General features: G+C 73.1%; 19 protein-coding genes and 1 pseudogene. 10 read left to right on the plus strand and 10 right to left on the minus strand.

Translation table 11 applies throughout. The features are described 5' to 3' along the window. Positions 1-13: 13 nt before the first annotated feature. Positions 14-1,201 carry an ABC transporter substrate-binding protein gene (locus tag Prum_RS46310; protein WP_173085720.1) on the minus strand — a complete coding sequence of 396 codons (1,188 nt, stop codon included), beginning with the start codon at positions 1,199-1,201 and terminating at the stop codon, positions 14-16. A gap of 185 nt (positions 1,202-1,386) precedes the next feature. Between Prum_RS46310 and Prum_RS46315 the strand changes: the two genes are divergently transcribed. Then, positions 1,387-2,244 carry a PaaX family transcriptional regulator gene (locus Prum_RS46315; RefSeq protein ID WP_173085722.1) on the plus strand — a complete coding sequence of 286 codons (858 nt, stop codon included), beginning with the start codon at positions 1,387-1,389 and terminating at the stop codon, positions 2,242-2,244. 3 nt (positions 2,245-2,247) lie between these two features. Here Prum_RS46315 and Prum_RS46320 read toward each other — a convergent pair whose 3' ends face one another. Further along, entirely contained in the window at positions 2,248-3,159 is a 912-nt protein-coding gene (locus Prum_RS46320) for a PaaX family transcriptional regulator (RefSeq protein ID WP_173085724.1), read from the minus strand. Between the two features lie 179 nt (positions 3,160-3,338). On the opposite strand from Prum_RS46320, the gene Prum_RS46325 reads away from it, so the two are divergent. The 5 genes from Prum_RS46325 to Prum_RS46345 are packed head-to-tail and all read left to right on the plus strand — an operon-like array spanning position 3,339 to position 7,771. Then, on the plus strand, positions 3,339-4,529 hold the full coding sequence (locus Prum_RS46325; RefSeq protein ID WP_246278786.1) for an ABC transporter substrate-binding protein: 1,191 nt from the start codon (positions 3,339-3,341) through the stop codon (positions 4,527-4,529). Continuing rightward, positions 4,526-5,308 carry an ABC transporter ATP-binding protein gene (locus Prum_RS46330; RefSeq protein WP_246278787.1) on the plus strand — a complete coding sequence of 261 codons (783 nt, stop codon included), beginning with the start codon at positions 4,526-4,528 and terminating at the stop codon, positions 5,306-5,308. The genes Prum_RS46325 and Prum_RS46330 overlap by 4 nt, the downstream gene beginning before the upstream one ends. Then, positions 5,305-5,961 (plus strand): ABC transporter ATP-binding protein, encoded by a 657-nt coding sequence (locus Prum_RS46335; RefSeq protein WP_173085726.1) that lies wholly within the window; start codon positions 5,305-5,307, stop codon positions 5,959-5,961. The genes Prum_RS46330 and Prum_RS46335 overlap by 4 nt, the downstream gene beginning before the upstream one ends. Next, entirely contained in the window at positions 5,958-6,818 is an 861-nt protein-coding gene (locus Prum_RS46340; RefSeq protein WP_173085728.1) for a branched-chain amino acid ABC transporter permease, read from the plus strand. The genes Prum_RS46335 and Prum_RS46340 overlap by 4 nt, the downstream gene beginning before the upstream one ends. After that, positions 6,815-7,771 carry a branched-chain amino acid ABC transporter permease gene (locus Prum_RS46345; RefSeq protein ID WP_173085730.1) on the plus strand — a complete coding sequence of 319 codons (957 nt, stop codon included), beginning with the start codon at positions 6,815-6,817 and terminating at the stop codon, positions 7,769-7,771. The genes Prum_RS46340 and Prum_RS46345 overlap by 4 nt, the downstream gene beginning before the upstream one ends. Positions 7,772-7,808: 37 nt before the next feature. Here the strand turns inward: Prum_RS46345 and Prum_RS46350 are convergent, their stop codons facing one another. The 4 genes from Prum_RS46350 to Prum_RS54785 all read right to left on the minus strand — a co-directional run bounded on the left by Prum_RS46350 (position 7,809) and on the right by Prum_RS54785 (position 10,168). Next, positions 7,809-8,861, minus strand: coding sequence for a S1C family serine protease (locus Prum_RS46350; protein WP_173085732.1), 1,053 nt, complete (start codon positions 8,859-8,861; stop codon positions 7,809-7,811). 73 nt (positions 8,862-8,934) lie between these two features. After that, a complete protein-coding gene (locus Prum_RS54775; protein WP_308785464.1) occupies positions 8,935-9,057 on the minus strand; it encodes a hypothetical protein in 123 nt (40 codons plus the stop codon). 167 nt (positions 9,058-9,224) lie between these two features. After that, entirely contained in the window at positions 9,225-9,653 is a 429-nt protein-coding gene (locus tag Prum_RS54780) for a DUF222 domain-containing protein (RefSeq protein ID WP_371871435.1), read from the minus strand. Next, complete coding sequence (locus tag Prum_RS54785) at positions 9,614-10,168, minus strand: DUF222 domain-containing protein (protein ID WP_308785456.1); 555 nt, start codon at positions 10,166-10,168, stop codon at positions 9,614-9,616. Before Prum_RS54785 ends, Prum_RS54780 begins: the two co-directional genes overlap by 40 nt. 188 nt (positions 10,169-10,356) lie before the next feature. Here Prum_RS54785 and Prum_RS53260 point away from each other — a divergent pair. After that, positions 10,357-10,707, plus strand: a pseudogene (locus Prum_RS53260) (toll/interleukin-1 receptor domain-containing protein); the annotation flags it as partial. A gap of 277 nt (positions 10,708-10,984) precedes the next feature. Continuing rightward, positions 10,985-12,148: an FxSxx-COOH system tetratricopeptide repeat protein gene (gene fxsT / locus Prum_RS46365; RefSeq protein WP_246278788.1), complete on the plus strand. Its 1,164-nt coding sequence runs from the start codon at positions 10,985-10,987 to the stop codon at positions 12,146-12,148. Positions 12,149-12,179: 31 nt separating this feature from the next. Here fxsT and Prum_RS46370 read toward each other — a convergent pair whose 3' ends face one another. Genes Prum_RS46370 through Prum_RS46385 form a run of 4 tightly spaced genes read right to left on the minus strand, consistent with a single transcriptional unit; the run spans position 12,180 to position 15,879 of the window. After that, entirely contained in the window at positions 12,180-12,572 is a 393-nt protein-coding gene (locus tag Prum_RS46370; RefSeq protein ID WP_173085738.1) for a YbjQ family protein, read from the minus strand. A gap of 15 nt (positions 12,573-12,587) precedes the next feature. Continuing rightward, on the minus strand, positions 12,588-13,922 hold the full coding sequence (locus Prum_RS46375) for an MBL fold metallo-hydrolase (RefSeq protein WP_173085740.1): 1,335 nt from the start codon (positions 13,920-13,922) through the stop codon (positions 12,588-12,590). 8 nt (positions 13,923-13,930) lie between these two features. Beyond that, positions 13,931-14,929 (minus strand): LLM class flavin-dependent oxidoreductase, encoded by a 999-nt coding sequence (locus Prum_RS46380; protein ID WP_173085742.1) that lies wholly within the window; start codon positions 14,927-14,929, stop codon positions 13,931-13,933. Beyond that, entirely contained in the window at positions 14,926-15,879 is a 954-nt protein-coding gene (locus Prum_RS46385; protein WP_173085744.1) for an NAD(P)/FAD-dependent oxidoreductase, read from the minus strand. The genes Prum_RS46380 and Prum_RS46385 overlap by 4 nt, the downstream gene beginning before the upstream one ends. Before the next feature lie 51 nt (positions 15,880-15,930). On the opposite strand from Prum_RS46385, the gene Prum_RS46390 reads away from it, so the two are divergent. Together Prum_RS46390 and Prum_RS46395 are read left to right on the plus strand one after the other, a co-directional pair. Continuing rightward, entirely contained in the window at positions 15,931-16,509 is a 579-nt protein-coding gene (locus Prum_RS46390) for a helix-turn-helix domain-containing protein (protein ID WP_173085746.1), read from the plus strand. Positions 16,510-16,525: 16 nt separating this feature from the next. Further along, positions 16,526-17,209 (plus strand): maleylpyruvate isomerase family mycothiol-dependent enzyme, encoded by a 684-nt coding sequence (locus Prum_RS46395; protein WP_173085748.1) that lies wholly within the window; start codon positions 16,526-16,528, stop codon positions 17,207-17,209. The last annotated feature ends 17 nt before the right edge of the window (positions 17,210-17,226 follow it).

The raw sequence follows: 17,226 nt of genomic DNA on the forward strand, positions 1-17,226 counted from the left end.
GCCCGCCGCCCCGTCAGCTCAGCTCGCGGACGACCGCGTTCACCATGGCACCGCCGCCGGCGCGGACCTCGCGCAGGTAGTACGGCTGCTGCGGGTCGTGGCTGGCGTCGAAGCTCCACTGCCCGCGCGGGCTGTCGACCGGCCCGATCTCGCCGAACGCCTTGACCACCGCCGCGCCGTCGCCGCCGGCCGCCTTGGTCAGTGCCTTGTCCAGCACCGCCGCGGCGTCGTACGCCTGCACCGCGTAGACGGTGGGCGGCGCGGTGAGCGCCTTCTGGTACGCGTCGACGAACTCCTTGTTGCGCGGGGTGTCCAACTCCGTGGAGTAGTGCAGCGAGGTCTTCACGCCGACCGCGGCCTGGCCCTGCGCCTTGAGCACGCCGCCCTCGGTGAGGAATCCGGTGCCGTACAAGGGGATCTTCCTGGCGAGGCCGAACTGCTGGTACTGCTGCACGAAGCTGACCGCCTCGGCGCCGGCGTAGAAGCTGTAGACGGCCTTCGCGCCGCTGGCGAGGATCTCCGACAGGTACGGCTGGAAGTCCTGGGTCTTGCCGAACGGCGTGTACTTCTCCCCCGCCACCGTGCCGCCGGCGGCCTGGAAGGTGCTCTTGAACCCGGCGACCATCTCCTTGCCGGCGGCGTAGTCGGCGGCGATCAGGTACACCTTGCCGCCCGCGACCTCCTGCGCCACGGCCGCGCCGAGCGCCGCGCTGACCTTGCCGTTGGAGAAGCTGGTCCGCCAGACGTAGTCGGACTTCTGCGCCCCGGTGATCGCGTCGGCGCCCGCGTTGGCGATCACCAGCGGCACCTTGGACTCGTCGAAGAGGTTGCGGACGCCGAGCGCGACCGCGGAGTTGACGATCCCGACCACCGCCGCGACCTGGTCCTGGGTGACCAGCTTCTGGGCGGCCGGTACGCCGGTCTGCGGGCCCTCGCCCTCGTCGGCGGTGACCAGCTTGACCGTGCGGCCGCCGAGCTTGCCGCCGTGCTGGTCGAGGTAGAGCTGGAAGCCGTTGCGCATGTCCTGCCCGAGTGGGGCGTAGACGCCGGACAGCGGTACCAGCAGGCCGATCTTCACGTCGCCGGTGGCCTCGGCGCCGCCGGATTCCTCCAGGCTCGAGCCGCCGCAGCCGGACAGCGCGAGGGCAACGGTCAGGAGTCCGGCGCCGGCGATCCGGCCGCCGAGGGGTGGAACGCCCATCGGGGTCCTCCTTCACCCATCGCCCGGCCGGTGCCTGGCCGGGACTGGTGGCCTGAGACTCTACAGAGCCAATACAGAACGTCAAGTAGATGTCGAAGATAGGCTCGTGGATCGTTATGACGTTCCTTGATCGCCACAGTGGAGCGCGGGGTAGGGCGCGGCCGCGTACCGCTACATTTGGCCGCATGGCAAGGGGTACCGACACCACCACCCGGCCGGTGCTGACCCGCCGGCACAGCGTTGGCGCGGCCAGCGCGCGGTCGCTGCTGCTGACCGTGCTCGGCGAGTTCGCGCTGCCGTCCGGCAAACCGGCCTGGACCTCGGCGCTGGTGCACGTCCTCGGCGGGCTCGGCGCCGAGGAGAAGTCCGCCCGGCAGGCGATCGCCCGTACGGCGGCCGACGGGTGGATCGTCTCCGAGCGGGACGGCCGGCGGGTGCGCTGGGTGCTCACCCCGGTGGGCCGCCGACTGCTCACCGAGGGCACCGAGCGGATCTACACCCACGGCGCGTCACGTCAGGTTTGGGACGGACGTTGGTTGATCGTCATGGCGACCGTGCCGGAGACCCAGCGCAAGCTGCGCCACAAGCTACAGACCCAGCTGGCCTGGGCCGGGTTCGGCAACCCGACGGCCGGGATGTGGGTCAGCCCGCACCCCGAGCGGGAGGCCGAGGTCAAGCAGATCATGCACGACCTCGGGCTGGACGCGACCGCGCTGTCGTTCACCGGCCCGTTCGCCGGCGTGGGCTCCGAGCGCTCCCTGGTGCAGCGGGCCTGGGACCTGGACGACGTCGAGGCGCATTACGAGGCGTTCATGGACGAGTTCTCCGGCGTACGCCCCGAGCCCGGCGACGCCACCCTGCTGGCCCAGGTGCGGCTCGTGCACGAGTGGCGCCGGTTCCCGTTCCTGGACCCGCTGCTGCCGGACGAACTGCTGCCGCCGCGGTGGCTGGGCCAGCGCGCCCGCACCCTCTTCGACACCCAGCACGCCGCCTGGCAGGACGGCGCCCGCCAGCGGTGGGAGGAGCTGTCCGCCGCGGGCTAGCCCTTAGGCACGGTCGCGGCTGGTGTGGCCGCGCACCAGGTCGGCCAGCGCCTCGTCGTACCCGGCGACCACCTGGACCACCCGCTGCACGGCCAGGGCGGCGAGGCCGTCGTACAACTCGATGAACAGCTCCCGGGCCCGTGCCCGCGGCCAGCCCGGCGGCAGCAGCGCGGCGGGTAGCTCCGGGTCGAGGCCGGGCATGGTGCGCCAGTCGTCCATCAGCGCGGTCCGCGCCACCAGGGCCTCCGCGGTGCCGACGCGCCCGCCGCGCCACCGCTGCCGGACCGGCTCGTACGCGCTCAGCAGCCGCTCGTACCCGCCCCGCAGCGCGTCGAGGTCCCAGGCCAGGGTGGGGTGGCCGGCGCCCGGACCGCCCCGCGCCAGCTCCGCGGTGAACACCGTTGCCCGGTCGATGCCGAGCTCGGACAGGATCGCGGTCACCTCGGCGATCCGCTCGTGCGGGCAGACCCAGAGCCCGTCGTAGAGCGGCGCGAAGCCGTACCAGCCGAGCCGGGTGCGCAGCGCGTGCCGCAGGTCCCGGCGGCCCTCGGGGACCGAGAAGGCGGCCATCGTCCACCGGCCGGACCACCGCCCCGCCTCGGCCCCGAACGACAGGATGTGCCCCCGACCCTCGGCGAGCACCGCGGCGGCGCGGGCGCTCAGCGCGTACGAGGTGTGCCGGCCCGACTTGGACAGCTCCAGCAGCCCGCGGCGGGCCAGCCGGCTCAGCGCGGCGCGGGCGCTGACCTCCGTGATGCCGAACTCGCCCAGGAGCGCCACGAGCGCGGCGGACGGCAGCGGCGCGCGCCGGCCGTACCAGTAGTCGCCGAGCAACGTCAGCAGCAGGTGCTGCGGGTTGCTGCCGGCCTGGGCGCGGGGAAGGTCCGAGGCGGGCGTCGCGGGCTGGACCGCCATGCGATCACTATACAGATTTCGCATCGCCCGCCAGCCATCGAGCCAACCGGGGAGAGCGGATGCGCACGTCTTTGACCCACTTCCGGTCGAGCAATATTCGGCATGAATGTTGACCAGCGTGCAATAGATGTCTAGCTTCGATGTAACACAACGCTGTCCCCTCGTGGTGGGAGGCACCCGTGCGAGGTACCGCCGTCTGCGTCGCCGCGCTCGCCATGGTGTGTGCCATGGCCGGCTGCGGCGACGACTCATCCACCGGTGACGACGAAGGCCCCATCAAGGTGGGCCAGATCGTGTCGCTGACCGGCAACTACGCACCGCTCGGCACCGAAAACGAGAAATCCGTGAAGCTCGCGGTGGAGCAGGTCAACGCGGCCGGCGGCGTGCTCGGCCGCCAGATCGAGCTGACCGTCCGCGACGACAAGAGCCAGCCCGACCAGTCGGTGCTGGCGTTCAACGACCTCAAGGGCCAGGACGTCGCCGCCGTGATCGGCTCGCCGTTCTCCAACTCCGCGCTGGCCACCATCCCGCTGGTCGACCGGGAGAAGATCCCGTACATCTCGCTGACCCCGGCCGACGAGCAGGTCAACCCCGTCCACCCGTACGTCTTCGTGGTCCCGGCGACCGCCGGCACGTACGCGGACCGGATCCTGCAGTACCTCAAGGCGCAGAACATCACCAAGGTCGCCGTGGCGTACGACGGCAAGAGCTCCTACGCCAAGGCCGGCTTCAACGGCACCAAGAGCAAGGCGTCCGGGCACGGCATCACGCTCACCGCCACCCCGGAGTTCCAGACCACCACCACGGAGTTCTCCGCGGTCTTCAACCAGGTGCGCTCCTCCGGGGCGCAGGCGCTGGTCGTCTGGGCCACCGGCGCGCCCGGCGTGGCCCTGGCCAAGCAGTACGCCACCGCCGGCCTCAACCTCCCGGTCGTGTTCACCGGGGCACAGGCCAGCAAGCTGTGGCTCGACCCGGTCGGCGCGGCCGCGGACGGCGTCCTCGTGGCCAGCTCCATCGGCGTCGTCGGGGCCAGCCTGCCCGACGGGGCGCAGAAGACGGCCATCAACGAGCTCGCCGGCCCGTTCCAGGAAAAGTACGGGTACGCCCCGCCGCAGTTCGCGCAGGACGGCTACACCGGCGTCAAGCTGCTCGTCGCCGCCATCGAGAAGGCCGGCAGCACCGACCCGGCGAAGATCCAGGCCGCGCTGGAAGGGCTCAGCGCCGTCACCCCGAACGGCGCCTACGCCTACAGCGCGACCGACCACGCCGGCCTCAAGGCCGACTACATCTCCATCAACGCCGTCCAGGGCGGCAAGTTCGTCCCCACCGAGTGGGCCATGCAGCAACTGACCGCGGTGGCCGGTAAGTGACCGAACCCCTGTTGCGGGTCGCCGGCGTGTCCCGCGCGTTCGGCGGCGTGTACGCCGTGCGCGACGTCAGCCTCGACGTCGCGCCCGGCGAACTGCGCGGCGTCATCGGGCCCAACGGCGCCGGCAAGTCCACATTGTTCAACCTCATCGGCGGCCAGCTCGCCGCCCAGTCCGGCACCATCGCGTACGCCGGCGGCCGGGTCGACCGGCTGCCGGCGCACCGGCGGGCCCGGCTCGGCATCGCGATCGTCTTCCAGGGCGCCCGCATCTTCCGCGGCATGACCGCCCTGGAGAACGTGATGGTCGGCGCGCACGCCACCACCCGCGGCGGCTTCGCCAGCGCCGTGCTGCGCCTGCCCGCGCACCGCCGGGCGGAACGCGAGATCCGGCACCAGGCCCGCGAGGCGCTGGACCGGGTCGGGCTCGCCGACTGGGCGGACCGGTCGGCCGAGGCGCTGCCGCTGGGCCAGCAGCGGGCGCTGCAGGTCGCCCGCGCGCTGTGCGGCCGGCCGCGCCTGCTGCTGCTCGACGAGCCCGCCGCCGGGCTGCGCGCCGCCGAGCGGGACGCCCTCGCCCAGCTCATCGAGGAGCTGAAGGCCGGCGGCCTCACCATGATCAAGATCGAGCACGACGTCGCCTTCGTGACCCGCCTCGCCGACCGGGTCACCGTGCTGGACCTCGGCCGCGTGATCGCCGAGGGCACGCCCGCCGAGATCCGCGCCCATCCCGCGGTCATCGCCGCGTACCTGGGCTCCTCGGCCGAGGAGGTGACGCCATGATCGAGGTCGTCGACCTCACCGTCCGATATGGAGCCGCGGTCGCCCTGGACCGCGTCAGCCTCACCGTCGGCGCCGGCGAGATGGTCGCGCTCATCGGACCCAACGGCGCCGGCAAGTCCACATTGGTCAACACGCTCTCCGGCATCCTGCGCCCGGCCGGCGGCACCGTACGCGTCCACGGCCGCCTCGCCCACGTGCCCGAGGGCCGCCAGATGTTCGCCGACCTGACCGTCGAGGACAACCTGCGGCTCGGCGGCTGGCGCGGCAGAAACCGGGACACCGCGCCGATCTACGAGATCCTGCCCGACCTCGGACCGCTGCGCCGCCGCCGCGCCGGCCTGCTGTCCGGCGGCCAGCAGCAGATGGTCGCCGTGGGCCGGGCGCTGATGGCCCGCCCGGAGGTCCTGGCCATCGACGAGCTGTCCCTGGGCCTCGCCCCGCTCGTCGTCGCCGACCTGGCCCGGCACCTGCGCGCGCTCAACGCCGGACGCGGCCTAGCCGTCCTGCTCATCGAGCAGAACGCCCGCCTCGCCCTCGACCTGTGCACCCGCGCGTACGTCCTGGAAGCGGGCCGCATCGTCGCCGCGGGTGACTCGGCCGAGCTGGCCGCCAGCCCGCGGGTCGCCGACGCGTATCTGGGAGTGGCGAGATGAGTGAACTGTTGCAGTACCTCATCACCGGGCTCGGCGGCGGCTGCGCGTTCGCGCTCGTCGGCAGCGGCCTCGTCGTCATCCACCGGGTCACCCGCGTGGTCAACTTCGCCCAGGGCTCGTTCGCCGTCATCGCCGCGATGACCGCCTCCACCCTGCTGGCCAGCGGCCTGCCGCACGGCGTGTCGGAGACCCTCGCCGTCGCGGTCGGCGCCGGCGCGGGCCTGCTGGTCGGACTCGTCGCGATCGGCAAGCCGGGCACGCCGCCCGGCGCCTCGCTCATCGTCACCCTCGGCCTCGGCGTCTTCGCGTACGCCGTCGAGGTCCTGATCTGGGGCGACCAGCCGCGCTCGTTCGGCGGCGTGCCCGGCGCGGTCGACGTCCTCGGCGCCCGCTTCCAGGCCCACTACCTGCTCATCATCGGCGCCACGCTGGCCGTGTTCGCCGGCATGGGCGTGCTGTTCGCCCGCACCGACGTGGGCCGCGCGCTGACCGCGTGCTCCGCCAACCCGTACGCCGCCAAGGTCGTGGGCATCGACGTACGCCGGATGGGCCTGCTGTCGTTCGTCATCGGCGGCGCGCTCGGCGGCCTCGCCGGCGTGCTGGTCACCCCCATCCAACTGGTGACCTTCGACTACGACGTCACCCTCATCGTCGGCGGCTTCGCCGCCGCCATCCTCGGCGGCCTGATGCGACCGGCGCTCACCCTGATCGGCGGGCTGCTGCTCGGCGTCGCGCAGGCCCTCGTCGCCGGGTACGGCAACGCCGCGTACCAGATGGAGGTCGCGCTGGTGCTGATGCTGGCCGTCATGATCGGGCAGGCCGCGCGGCGGCCGATCGTCCAGGAGGAGGTCGCTTGACCAGGTGGATCCCCGCGGCCGCCGCGGCCGCGCTCACCCTCGCGCTCCCGCCGCTGCTGTCCAGCAGCCACCTGACCATCTACATCCTGCTCGGCCTGGCCGCGATCGTCACCATCGGACTGTCGCTGCTCATGGGGTACGCCGGCCAGGTCAGCCTCGGCCAGGCGGCCTTCTACGCGATCGGCGGCTACACGGCCGGCCTGCTGAGCGTGCACAGCCTGCCACCCGTGCTCGGCCTGCTCGCCGCGCCGGTCGTGTCGGCCGCGTTCGCCGTCGTGGTGGGCGTGCCGATGCTGCGCCTGCGCGGCCACCACCTCGCCTTCGCCACCCTCGCCACGCAGCTCATCCTGCTCTCGCTCGTCGGCCAGGCCGACTGGGCCGGCGGCGCCATCGGCCTGCAGGGGATCCCCCGCCTGTCCGTCGGCGGCTACGAATTCGCCGAGGACATCTCGTACGCCTACCTGGTCTGGGCCGCCGTCGCCCTCACCATGCTGGTGGCCCGCAACGTCGTCGCCTCCCGCCCCGGCCGCGCGCTGCGCGCGCTCGCCACCAGCGAGACCGCGGCCGCCGCCAGCGGCGTACCGGTCGGCCGCTACCGGCTCACCGTCTTCGCGCTGTCCGCCGCGTTCGCCGGCCTCGCCGGCGGCATCTACGCCTTCTATCTCGGCTACATCGCGCCCGGCTCGTTCCCCGTCCTGCTGTCCATCGAGTACGTCGTGATGGCCGTCGTCGGCGGGCTCGGCACGCTGTGGGGCGCGCTCGTCGGCGCCACCGCCATCGTCCTGCTCGTCCAGGTGCTGAACACCGTCGGCACCCAACCGGGCATGCCGAGCTACGCGCCGAGCGTGCTGTCGTACGCCGTCTACGCGGTGCTGCTCGTCCTCGTCGTGCTCTTCCTCCCGCACGGCATCGTGCCCGCCTTACGGGTCAGAATGTCACGGGTTCGCGGATGATGGGGCAGGTCATGCAGTCGCCGCCGCCGGCTGGCCCTCAGGCCGCGGTCACCGCCGCGGTGCCGGTGCGCTCGACACCGCCGCGCACGTACGTCACCGGCACGGTCTGGCCCGGGTCGTGCCCGCGGATCGCGACCAGCATCTGGTCGACGCTGGTCACCACGGTGTCGCCGATCCGCGTGATGACGTCGCCCGACTGGAGGCCGGCGGCGGCCGCGCCGAGGCGGGGCAACACCTGCTCGACCAACGCACCCCGTGGCAATCCCGTCGCGGTGGCCATCTCGTCCGTCACGGTCACCGCGATGACGCCGATGACCGGGTGCGTGGCCCGGCCGTTCTCGATGAGCTGGCCCGCGACGGAGTAGGCGAACGTGATCGGGATGGCGAAGTTCAACCCGATGCTGCCGCCGCCACCGCCCGGCACCTGGGCGCCCGCCGCGTTGACGCCGACCTGATGCCCGGCGCAGTCCGTGAGCGGGCCGCCACTGTTGCCGGGATTGATGGCGGCGTCGGTCTGCACGGCGTTGATCAGGCTGGCCGGCTGCTGGCCCTGCCCGACGTCGATGTACCTGTTCAGGGCGCTCACGACACCGGCCGTGACGGTGCCGGTCAGGCCCAGCGGGGAACCCGCCGCGACGACCGGCTGCCCGACGACGAGCGCGGCCGAGTCGCCGACCGTGATCGGGGTCAGCGCGCCGTCGCCGGGCTGGGCCCGGACGACGGCCAGGTCGGTCGCCGGGTCGCGCCCGACGATCGTCGCGGGCACCTGAGTACGCCCGCGGGCGAAGTCGACCGTGACGGTACCGCCGGACGCCGCCGCGGCGACGACGTGGTCGTTGGTCAGGATGTTGCCCCGCCGGTCGAGCACCGACCCGGACCCGGTGCCGTCCCCGCCGGCACCGCGCACGTGGATCGTCACCAGCGAGGGCAGCACGCGGGACGAGACCTCGGTGACATCACAGCCCGCCGTCGGGCTCGGCGCGGCGTCCGGTTCGGACCGCAGACCCGCTCCGACCAGCCCGCCCACCAGACCCGCCACCGCCGCCAGCGCCACCGCCCCCAGCACGAGGCGTCCAGTCGTGACGTGCATGCGCAGCGCCCCTCCTCCGCAGGCTACAACCCGTGTCGGGAGGTATGAGGCGGTTTAGCTGGATCGCCGCTGGTCACTCCCGATGGTGGTAGGTGTTGCGGCGTGGTCGACGCTCCAGGTCCACATACGCGGGCGGGATGAACTCGGGCATCCCGTCCACGGCGATCCGAACCGTCCAATGCCCACGATGGATCAACCGATGATGGTAGCCGCACAACATGACGCTGTTGTCCAACGTGGTAGGCCCGCCGTCGGCCCACGACACGATGTGGTGCCCGTGACACCAGCGCGGCGGCCGATCACAGCCGGGGAACGCGCACCCCTTGTCCCGCAACTCCAGCGCCCGCCGCAACGGCCCGCTGATCAACCGTCGGGTGCGGCCCAGGTCCAGGATCTGCCCATCGCCACCCAGGATGGCGGGATGATTTTGGCGTCGCAGGCCAGCCGCCGTACCTGCTCCGGACTGAGCCGCTCACCCGTGTCCAAGGTGCCCACACCGAGCGCCAGGCGCAGCATGTCGAACGACACCGTCACCACCACATGCGGCCGCTCCCCACCGCTCTCCGGCAGGTCCTCGGTCCGCATCGCCAGGTCGCAGATCTCGACCAACGCGTCGGCCCGGCGCTGGGCCGGGGTGCGCACATCCACGTCATGCCGCGGCGCGCACAACGGATCCAACGCCGCGTTGACGGTAGCGGCGCCGTCCTCGTCCAACCAGCCCGTCAACCGCACCCGACCGTCCCCGTGCCGGGTCAGGTGAAACGCCCGCGTCTGCCGCGCCCTGGCCTCCATCCGCTCCAACGCCTCCGCGTCAGCGGCCTCGGCGAGCTCGGGGCCACGTAGGCGAGGATGCCCTCGCCGTAACGGCGCAGCGTGTTCGGCTCAAACTCGGCGGCCCGACCGATCATCGCCTTCTCCGCCTTACCCACCACCTCAGCCGGAAGACGCCGCAACGCGGCCGCGATCACCTGAGCCTGCTCGGTATTGACCAGACCGTCGGCGACGGCCTTGGCCAGCACCGGCCGCGCGTCCAACGCCTGGGCCAGCTCCAGCATCCGCTTGGCCGCGTGCGGACTGATCCGTAGGTGCTCGCGCAGCCACGCTTTCGTGCTGGACGCGTGCCGCGTGATGGCCAGGCCCCGGCTGTCGATCTCCCGAACCAGCCGGGACTGCACCGCTGCGACGGCCTGCACCACCGCGTGCACCAGGTCCAAACACTCGACCAGATCCTCGTCGCGCAACGACCACGTGGGCGTGCTGACGCTCGCGTCGGCCGTGGCCTTGAGCTCCGTCAACACATCCGGCATCACCCAACCATTGTCGTACAGATGTCCGAAGATCACCGCCCCGGTACGCGAGCAATCCGTTGATCAGGGAGTACCTCGCGCGTGTCGTGGGCGTGTCGGGCAGCGAGTCACCTCGCGATCTATGTGCCGGCTGGTGCAGGGTGTTACCCGTGACGGGAAGCGACGGACCGGACCGGCTCGACGCGTTCGTGAGTTACGCCGGCCCGCAGCGGCCGTGGGCGGAGTGGGTGGCCGACCAGTTGCGCAAGGCCGGGTTGACGGTCGAGCTGGACGTGTGGGACTGGGCGGCGGGCAGCAACGCGGTGTTGAACATGAACACGGCGTTGGCGCGGGCCGACCGGGTGGTGGCGCTGTACTCGGCGGCGTATTTCGAGCCGTCCCGGTTCACAACCGACGAGTGGACGGCGGTGCTGGCCGAACGGCCGGGCGCTGACGGGCGGCGCCGGCTGGTGCCGCTGCGGGTGGAGCGGGTGCAGCCGCCGCCGATCCTGGGGCCCCTGGTGTACCGGGATCTGTTCGACCTCGGCGAAGAGCAGGCTCGGCAGGCGTTGCTGTCGGCGGTCTTCGGCCCGCGCCGACCCGACAATGCGCCGTTCCCGGGTGAGCGGGCCACCGCCGCGGCGTCGGACGGCGTGCGGCTGCCCGGTTCGCGTCCCGGGCCGTGGAATGTGCCCCGGCGGCTGCTCGGGTTCACCGGCCGGACCGCGCTGCTCGCGCAACTGCGGGAGCAGCTGATCGCCGGGGAACGGACGGTGGTGCAGGCGCTGCACGGCATGGGCGGGGTCGGCGTGGCTGCCACCGCAGACCGGGCACACCGTGATCATCTCACGCAGCGCCGCGTTCAAGGGCGTCGCCGTGCCGGTTGGGATCCACGTGTTCAGCCGGGCCGAGTCGGTGGCCATGATTCGACAGAACCTGCCCACGCTGTCCGAAATGGACGCCGACCGGTTGGCCGACGCGCTGGGTGACCTGCCGCTGGCCTTGGCACAGGCGGTGGGCTACATGGACGAGACACGGATGCCGGTCCGGGACTACCTGGCCGAGATGTCCGGCCACGCCCGGGACGTGATGGGTCAGAACCGGGCGCCCGGCTACCCGGTGTCGCTGGCCGCGGCGATTGAGATCTCGGTAACCCGGCTGGAGACCGAGGATCCCGCCGGGGTGGCGCTGCTGCGCATGTGTGCACACTTGGCGCCGGAGCCGGTGCCGCTGACGTGGTTTACCCCGACCGCGATCGACGACGATCCCCTCGCCGCGGTGGTGGCCGCGCCGATGGCGTTCCGGCGGACCCTGAGCCGCCTGGCCCGGCTGGGACTGCTCCGGCTCACAGAGGAGACCATCCAGCTGCACCGGCTCACCCAGGCCGTGCTGCGCGACCTAGGCACGCCACAGCAGAACACCGCCACCCGGCAACAGGCCGAGGACCTGGTCGCCAGTGTGGCCGACGACAACGGCACCGATCCGCCCACCTGGCCGCGCTGGGCGGTGCTTCTGCCACATCTACTCGCTCTTGACCCGGCCGACCGTGGACCGGTCCTCCGAGACGCCGCCCATAACGCGGTGTGGTATTTGATCTCGCGTGCGGAGTACCGGACCGCGTTGCCACTCGCCGAGACGTGCCATCAACGCTGGTATACCGACCTTGGCCCGGACAACCTCGACACGCTACGTGCAGCGACAGATCTCGCAGTCGCCCTTTGGGGTATGGGTGAGAATGAACGGGCGCGGGCATTGGACGAGGACACCCTGACCCGCCGCCGCCGCGTACTCGGTGACGACCACCCCGACACCCTCACCTCAGCCAGCAACCTCGCCGCCGACCTGCGTTTGCTGGGAGAGCACGAGCAGGCGCGGGCATTGGACGAGGACACCCTGACCCGCCGCCGCCGCGTACTCGGTGACGACCACCCCGACACCCTCACCTCAGCCAACAACCTCGCCGAAGACCTCCGAGTCCTGAACGAGGACACGCCGGCGTAGCGGCCGGGCCGGCGCACCGCCCCGGCGTCGATCAAGGCTTTCCGCACAGATCAAGGGCATACGGCCGTGCTTCGACCTCCAATCCACGGCCATTCGCGCTTGATCGGCGGGGAAGTCCTTGATCGGCGGGGAAGGGCCGGCCGGGTGGGAAGGCCCAGCCGGGTGGGAGGCCCCTCAGCGGGTGGGGGGTGGGGAGGACGCGGACGGCGGTGCCGGTCATCACGCAGTGGGCGTTCTCGCCGCCGATCACGGTGCGCAGGTCGACGATGCCGTCGGCGCCGAACGCGGCCGCCTGCTCGATCAGCGACTTGACCATCTTCTGGGTGTTGCCTCCGCCGAGTGCGCCGAGGGTCGCCTGGGCGAAGACGAAGCCCCGCACCTCGAACGACCGGCCCGGCAGCTGCGGCAGCGTGGACAACAGCATGGCGCCCCCTTCCGTTCACCCGTCGTGTTCAAGGTAGCTGCCCACCATCACCGCGACCTGGCTATGGCCGGCGCGGCGCAGCAGGGTGGCGGCGGTCATCGCGCGCTCGCCGTGCCCGCACATCACCACCGTCGGCGCATCCTCCACATCGGACGCCCGGTCCGGCAGGTCGCCGAGTTCGATGTGGACGGCGCCGGGCAGGTGGCCCTCCGCGTACTCGCTGTCCTGGCGTACGTCCAAGACGGTGCCGGTTACCTCCTCGGGGCGTACCAGCGGAGTCGTGGCCACGTGTCCGCCGGCCGCGGTCCAGGCCGGGACGCCGCCGGCCAGTTCGCCGACGACGGTGTCGTAGCCGACGTTCAGCGCGGGCCACAGGATACCGCCGGGGTCCTGGTCGGGGTTGCGCACGACGACTATCGGGACGCCGGGGTCGACGACCCAGCCGAGCCAGGTGGCGAACGACGGGCGCAGCGCGATCGCGACCGCGCCGGGAATGTGCCCGGCGGCGACGTCGGCGGTCGGCCGCACGTCGACCAGGACGGCGCCGTACGCCAGCAGCTTGCGCACCTGGCCGGCGTCGAGGGCGGCCAGGACCGGCGGGCGGGTGTCCAGCTCGGGGCCGCGCCGGTTGACCTCGGCCAGCCGGTCGAAGTACGCCGGGTACGAGCCGAGGCCGGCGCGCAGCAGGGCGGTGAAGGTGTCCGCGTCGGGGGCGGCCAGCAGCGGGTTGGTGGCCTTCTCGGTGCCGATCGTCGTGGTGCGCCGCGCCCCGGCGGCGGTGGAGCAGAACGAGCCGGCGCCGTGGGTGGGCCACACCGCGGTGGCGTCCGGCAGCGTCGCGAGCCGGCGCACCGAGGCGTACTGGGCGTGGGCCAGCTCGTCGGCGCGGTCCGGGCCGAGCAGGTCGGTGCGGGCGGCGGAGCCGACGATAAGCGAACCGCCGGTGAACACGCCCACGGGTGCCGTCCCGTCCAGGATCAGGTAGCACAGGTGCTCGTCGGTGTGGCCGGGCGTGGCGAGGGCGCGCAGGGTGAGCCCGCCGAGGCCGATCTCGTCGCCGTCGGCCAGGCCGTGGTGGTCGAACTGGCGCCGGCCGGCCGCCGCGGCCAACACCGTCGCACCATCCTCATAGGACAATTGCCGGGCCGCGGACAGGAAGTCGGCGTGCAGGTGGGTGTCCGCCGCGTACGCCACGCGCAGCCCGCGCCGGTCCGCGGCGGCCCGCAGCGCCCGCAGGTCCCGGGGCGGGTCGACGGCCAGCGCCCGCCCGTCGCCGAGGTCGAGCAGGTAGGCGCTGTTGCCCAGGCCCTCGTCGACCAACGGGACCGGCTCGGTCGGCTCGCCCGCCACGGTTTCCACTATTCCAGCCGCGGGAGCACGTCGGCGCCGATCCGTTCGATCACTTCCAGGACGCGGTCCGGGCCGGCGCCCTCGACCACCAGCAGCACGTGCCGGACGCCGGTGGCGGCGAGCGTGCCGGCCAGCCGCTGGACGCACCGCTCGGGCGGCCCGATCGGGTGGATCGCGAGCAGGTGCTCGACGTACGCGTCGAGGTCGCGGTGCGCGGGCGGGCTGCCGTCCACGCGGACGTACTCGCGGGTGCGGGCCAGCCAGCCCGGCAGGGTCGCGCGCAGCTCGGCGTACGCCTGGGCGGCGGTGCCGGCGACGTGGACCAGGTGCGCCGAGGCGTGCCCGACCGCGCCGGGAGCGGCGGCTTCCGCGTACCGGCGCAGGGTGTCGGCCTTGGCGGCGTCGTCCTGGTGCATGCCGAGCAGCAGCGGCAGCCCGCGCCGGGCGGCGAGGTCCACGGTGGACGGTGAGGTGGCGGCCACCCACACGGGCATGGCCCGGACCGGCCGGGGCACGACGGGCACCGGCCGGAACCGGAAGCGCGGGCCGTCCGCGGCCACGGTCTCCCGACCGGACAGTGCGTCCAGCAGCAGGTCCAGCGACTCGGGAAAGCCGCTGGCGAACCGGTCCAGGCCGGTGCCGAAGACCTCCAGGTCGACCCACGGCCCGCCGCGCGCCACGCCGAGGTCGAACCGGCCCCCGCTGACCGCGTCGAGCAGCGCCGCCTCCTCGGCGAGGGCCACCGGGTGGCGGTTGGACAGGATGGCCGCCGCGGTGCCGACCCGCAGCCGGGTGGTGCGCCCGAGCAGGTACCCGGCCAGCGCCACCGCGGACGGGCACACGCCGTACGAGATGAAGTGGTGCTCGGCCAGCCACACGCCGTCGAGCCCGGCGGCCTCGGCGGCGATCGCGTAGTCGACGGCGTGCCGCAGCGTCGCCGCGTGGTCGGCGCCGGGAAACTGCCCCGCGAGCAGGAAGAGGTCGACCCGCGGCCGGCCAGCCGTCATCGCCGGCGGTACGCGTCGACGGCGATCCGGGTGTCCTCGGCGACGAGGTCGGCGTTGATCGCCGCGCCGGCACCGAGGCCCGCCGCCGCGGACACGACCACCTGGGCGCGTACGTCGGCGACGTTGCCGGCCACCCACACGCCGGGCACGGTGGTGGCCCCGGTCGGGTCGGCGGGGACCTGGCTGCCGACCACGTGCCCACCCATCTCCACGTCGACCGGCTTGATCCCGAGCGACTCCAGCACGCCCGAGCGGGCGGTGAACCGCGGGGCCACGACCACCGCGTCCAGCTCGACCGTCTCGCCGGACGCAAGTCGTACCCCGGTAAGGGTGTCGTCGACGACCGTGAGGCCGGCGACCGGGCCGGGCACGACGGCGATCCCGCGGGCCGCCAGCCGCTCGGCCGCCTCGGCGTCCGGCGGCGCCGCGTCGTGCCCCAGCAGGGTCATGTGCGGGCTCCACTGCCGCCACAGCTCGGCCTGGTGCGCGGCCAGCGGCCCGGTGGCCAGCACGCCGATCCGGCGGTCGCGGACCTCCCACCCGTGGCAGTACGGGCAGTGCAGCACATCCCGGCCGAACCGCTGCGCCAGCCCGGGTACGCCGGGCAGCTCGTCGACCAGGCCGGTGGCCACCAGCAGGCGCCGCGCCCGGACCGTGCGGCCACCGTCCAGCGTCACGGCGAACCCACCGTCCTCCTTGGTGGCGGCCTCGACCCGCCCGGTGACGACCGTGCCGCCGTAGCCGGTCACCTCGGCGCGGCCGGCGGCCAGCAGGTCGGCCGGCGGCGTGCCTTCCCGGGCCAGGTAGTTGTGCACGTGGCCGGCCGGAGCGTTGCGCGGCTGCCCGGCGTCGACCACCAGCACCGACCGGCGCGCCCGCGCCAACGCCACGGCGCCGCTCAGCCCGGCCGCGCCCCCACCGACCACCACCACGTCATACATCTCATCCATGTACGCCACGGTGCTCCGGGGGCCGCGATGGCGGCAAGTAACGTTGCCGGTATGGCAAACGACGAGGCGGCCCTGGCTTCCGTCGGCCCGCACCTGCGGACCCTGCGGCAGCGCCGTGGCCTGACGCTCACCCAGCTCGCCGAGGCCAGCGGCATCTCGGTCAGCACGCTGTCCCGGCTGGAGTCCGGCGGGCGCAAGCCGACCCTGGAGCTGCTGCTGCCGCTGGCCCGGGCGTACCAGGTCACGCTCGACGAACTGGTGGACGCCCCGGACACCGGCGACCCGCGCGTGCACGCCCGGCCGATCGTGCGGCACGGCAGCACGTTCCTGCCGCTGACCCGCCGGCCGGGCGGCGTGCGGGCGTACAAGCAGATCCTCCCGCCGCACAAGGGCGCCGACCCGGAGCCGCAGACCCACGAGGGGTACGAGTGGCTCTACGTGCTGTCCGGCCGGGTGCGCCTGGTGCTCGGCGCGCACGACATGATCCTGACCCCGGGCGAGGTGGCCGAGTTCGACACGCGGATCCCGCACCGCGTGGTGAACCCGGACCCGGTGCCGGCGGAGATCCTCAACCTGTTCGGCCCGCAGGGCGAGCGCATGCACGTACGCGCCCGCCCTGCCAAGGGCTAGCGGCTAACCTGGCGGGGTGATCGACACCGAGGTTGGCGTGGCGTTCGTTGCCGAGGCCACGGCGCTGACCGGTGCCCTGCGTGCGACACCGCTCGCCGGTCTGGACCGGCCCACCTGCTGTCCACCGTGGACCGTCAAGGACGAGTTCGCGCACACCGCCGTGGCCATCTCCCGGACCCTGGAGATGCTCGCCCTGCCGGCGCCGCCCGGCCCACCCGTCACCACCGCCGCCTACTTCGTCGCCGACCGGCGCTTCGAGCCGGCGGTGGACGCCGCGCGGGTCGACAGCGCCCAGCGGTTCGCCGCGGACCGGTCCCCCGGCGAGCTGATCGACTGGTTCGAGCAGCAGTGGCACGCGGTCGCCGCCGCGGTGGACGGCGTGCCGGGCGGCCGGCTCGTCACCACCCGCCACGGCGACCCGATGCGGCTCACCGACTTCCAGATCACCCGGGTCTTCGAGCTGGCCGTGCACGGTCTGGACCTCGCGGACGCGCTTGGCGTACCGCCGTGGCTGACGCCCGAGGCCGCCGCCGTCGTGGAGGGCCTGCTGCTCGGTCCGCACGCGCCGCGCGCCCGCCGGGCGCTGGACACGGACAGCGCCGGCCTGATCCGGTACGCCACCGGCCGCAACCCGCTGACCGCTCCCGCCCGCGACACCCTCGACCGCCTCGACATCACCTGGCTGACCCTCGCCCCGTAGCGCCCGGCCGCCCCTTC

It is taken from the genome of Phytohabitans rumicis, assembly GCF_011764445.1.
Classification (GTDB): Bacteria; Actinomycetota; Actinomycetes; order Mycobacteriales; family Micromonosporaceae; genus Phytohabitans; species Phytohabitans rumicis.